This is a genomic window from Streptomyces sp. NPDC048639 (assembly GCF_043199075.1).
GTDB lineage: Bacteria > Actinomycetota > Actinomycetes > Streptomycetales > Streptomycetaceae > Streptomyces.
This window is the reverse complement of the sequence record NZ_JBICVP010000027.1, coordinates 1-3,819: the sequence shown is the minus strand read 5'-3', so window position 1 is coordinate 3,819 and position 3,819 is coordinate 1. Positions and strand designations below refer to the sequence as shown.

Annotated in this window: 1 protein-coding gene; it reads left to right on the top strand. The window is 72.6% G+C overall.

What is annotated here, in order from left to right:
* On the top strand, positions 1 to 3,819 hold a 3,819-nt coding region (locus ACGFNH_RS32650), incomplete at both ends, for an SDR family NAD(P)-dependent oxidoreductase (RefSeq protein ID WP_393660003.1).

Here is a 3,819-nt window from a genome sequence, read left to right as displayed (position 1 = left end):
GCATGTCGATTGGTCGGCCGGTTCGGTGGAGTTGCTGAACGAGCAGCGGGACTGGCCGAGCGCGCAGGACCGTACACGCCGCGCCGCCGTATCCGGATTCGGGCTCAGCGGCACCAACGCCCACGTGGTCCTGGAGGAAGCGCTCCCCGAGGACGCCCCGGAGCTCCCCGCCGCCCCGCGGCCCCCCGTGGCCGCACTGCCCTGGCTGCTCTCCGGTCGTAGCGTCGAGGCGCTGCGCGCGCAGGCAGCCCGGCTGGCCGGGCACATCGAGGTCCACCCGGAGCTGAGCCCCGCGGTCATCGGGCACGCGCTCGCCACCTCCCGCTCGGCGTTCGAGCACCGTGCCGTCGTCGTCGGCGAGGACCGCGACGCCCTCCTCGCCGCCCTGAAGGCCGTCGGCCGGGGGGAGCCCTCTCCCGACGCGACCGTCGGCGCGACCGACTCCGAAGGGGGCCTCGCGTTCCTCTTCGCGGGCCAGGGCTCGCAGCGGCCGGCCATGGGCCGCGAACTGTACGAGGCCTTCGGCGAGTTCGCGGAGGCGTTCGACGCCGTCTGTGCCCATCTCGACAACGAACTCGGTCACTCACTGCGGGAGATGGTGTTCGGCGAGAACGAAGAGGCGCTGAACCGTACGGAGTTCACCCAGCCCGCCCTGTTCGCCTTCCAGGTGGCGCTGTTCCGGCTGCTCGAGTCGCGGGGGGTCCGCGCCGACGTTCTCACCGGGCACTCCATCGGCGAAGTCGCGGCGGCGTACGTCGCGGGCGTGTGGTCCCTGGAGGACGCCTGCCGGCTGGTCGCCGCGCGGGGGCGGCTGATGCAGGCGCTGCCGGAGGGCGGCGCGATGGTGGCCCTGCAGGCGTCCGAGGAGGAAGTGCTGCCCCTGCTGGCCGGGCGGGAGTCCGAGGTCGGCATCGCCGCCGTCAACGGGCCGCAGTCCGTGGTGATTTCCGGCGCCGAGGACGTCGTATCGGAGCTCGCCGGACACATCGAGGCCCTCGGCCGTCGGACCACGCGCCTGCGCGTCAGCCACGCCTTCCATTCACCGTTGATGGAACCGATGCTGCAGGACTTCCGGCGCGTCGCCGAGAGCCTCACCTACCACCGACCGCAGATCCCGATCGTCTCCGACATCGACGGCACCCCGGCCGAGCCCGGCGAACTGGCCACGGCCGACTACTGGGCGGCCCACGTCCGCAGGCCCGTCCGCTTCGCCGATCACGTACGCCGCCTGCACGAGCAGGGCGTCACCCACTACCTCGAAATCGGAGCGGACGGCACCCTCACCGCCCTGGCCCGTGCCTGTTTCCCCGACGCCCCGACCGGACCCGGCCCGCAGCTCACCCCTGTGCTCCGCAAGGACCGCCCCGAGATCCCCGGCCTGTACGGCGCTCTCGCGCACCTGTACGTCCACGGCGTGGACGTCGACTGGGCCCCGGCGTTCGGCACGGCTCCCGCCACGGCGGCGGTGGACCTGCCCACGTACGCCTTCCAGCACGAACGCTACTGGCTCGACCACGGCACCGCGGCCGCCGACGGGTCCGCGGCCTCCTCCCGTACCGCGGCCGACACCGCCGACAACCGCTTCTGGGAGGCCGTCGAATGCCATGACGTCGACGCGCTGACGCACACCCTGGGGCTGCAGGCCGAGCAGATCGGAGCTGTCGTACCGGCACTGGCCTCCTGGCGGAAACGGCAGCAGCAGCAGACCGCGGTCGACGCCCTCTACTACCAGGTGATGTGGAAGCCCGCCGCGACCGAACGGGGCCTCGCCGCCCCGGACTTCGCCGAACACCCCTGGCTGTTCGTCCTACCGGCCGAGCCGGACGAAGACGATCCGACGGTCGCCAAACTCACCACCGCCCTCGGCGGCCCGGACCATGTCGTCACCGTCAACGCCGCCGGCAGCGCCCATACGGACCGGGCCGCTCTGGCAGACCGGCTGCGCGAGGCGACGGCGGGGAACCCCGTCGCGGGTGTCCTCGCCTTCGCCGGGCTCGCCGGAGCCGACGCCGACGGCCTTCCGCTCGGCCCCGCCTCCGTGGCCGCACTGCTGCAGGCGCTCGGTGACGCGGGTGTGGGTGGCCGGGTGTGGGTCTTGACGCGCGGTGGCGTGTCGGTGGGTCGTTCGGACAGTGCTGCGGATCCTGGGCAGGGTGCGGTGTGGGGGCTGGGCCGCGTGGCGGCGCTGGAGTATCCGGACCGTTGGGGCGGTCTGATCGATCTCCCCGAGGTGCTCGACAGGCGTGCCACCACCCGCCTTCGGAGCATGCTCCTCGGTAGCGGTACGGAGGACCAGGTGGCCGTCCGTCCGTCGGGCGTCCTCGGTCGCCGGCTCGAACGCGTCCCCGCCATCGACGAGGAAACCCGTTGGCGTCCGCGGGGGACCGTGCTGATCACGGGCGGTACGGGTGCGTTGGGTGCTCGTGTGGCCCGCTGGGCGGCCGCGGAGGGCGCCGGTCATCTGGTGCTGGTCAGTCGCCGGGGCGTGGAGGCGCCGGGTGCGGCGGAGCTGCGGGACGAACTGGCCGCTTCGGGTGCGCGGGTGAGCGTAGCGGCGTGTGATGTGGCCGATCGTGCCGCGTTGGCCGCGGTGTTGGCGGAGCATCCGGTGGATGCGGTGGTGCATACGGCGGGTGTGCTGGACGACGGTGTGATCGATGCGTTGACGCCGGAGCGGTTCGCGTCGGTGATGCGGACGAAGGCGCTGGGCGCGCTGCATCTGGACGAACTGACCCGGGACCGCGACCTGTCGGCGTTCGTGCTGTTCTCCTCGGTCTCCGGCACTCTCGGCACATCGGGCCAGGGCAACTACGCCTCGGCGAATGCATTCCTCGATGCGCTGGCCGAGCAGCGCCGGGCGGCGGGTCTGCCCGCCACGTCGATCGCGTGGGGCCCCTGGGCCGACGGCGGCATGGCCGACGAAGAAGTCGTGGCCTGGCGCATGCACCGCGGCGGTGTCCTGCCGCTCCCACCCGCTCTCGGCCTCCTGGCCCTGCAACGCGCCATCGACGCGCACCGGCCGGACATCATGGTCGCGGACATCCACTGGGGCGAGTACGCGCCGCCCTTCACCATGACGCGTCCCAGTCCGCTGATCGAATCGCTGCCGGAGGCACGCGTGGCCGTCGAGGGCGCGGGCGCCGCGTCCGAGCGGTTCGGCCGCGGCGACGGCTCCGGCCTGCGCGGCCAGCTCATCGGGCTCACCCCGGCGGAACAGGAACGCGTCCTCCTCGAGGTGGTCCGCCTGTGCGCTTCCGGCGTACTGGGCTACTCCGGAGCCTCCGCCGTACCCGCCGAGCGGGCCTTCCGCGACCTGGGCGTCGACTCCCTCACCGCCGTCGAACTCCGCGGCACCCTCGCCATGGCCACCGGCGTCGCCCTGGCCGCGACGGTGGTGTTCGACTATCCGACGCCGGTGGCGCTGGCCCGGTATCTCCGGGAACAACTGCTGGGTGATGTGGGTGAGTTGGAACCCGCGGTGGCGGGCCCCTTGGGCATGGAGCCCGCTGGTCCGGGTGTTGCGGACGATCCGGTGGTGATCGTCGGGATGGGGTGCCGGTTCCCGGGTGGTGTGCGGGATCCGGAGGGTTTGTGGCGGTTGCTGTCGGAGGCTGGGGACGCCGTGGGGGCGTTCCCCGTCGACCGCGGCTGGGACCTGACCGCCCTCTACGACCCCGACGCCGAACGACGGGGCACCAGTTACGTGGACGTGGGGGCCTTCCTCGACGGCGTGGATCGTTTTGATGCGGGGTTCTTCGGGATGAGTCCGCGGGAGGCGTTGGCGACGGATCCGCAGCAGCGGTTGTTGCTGGAGACGTC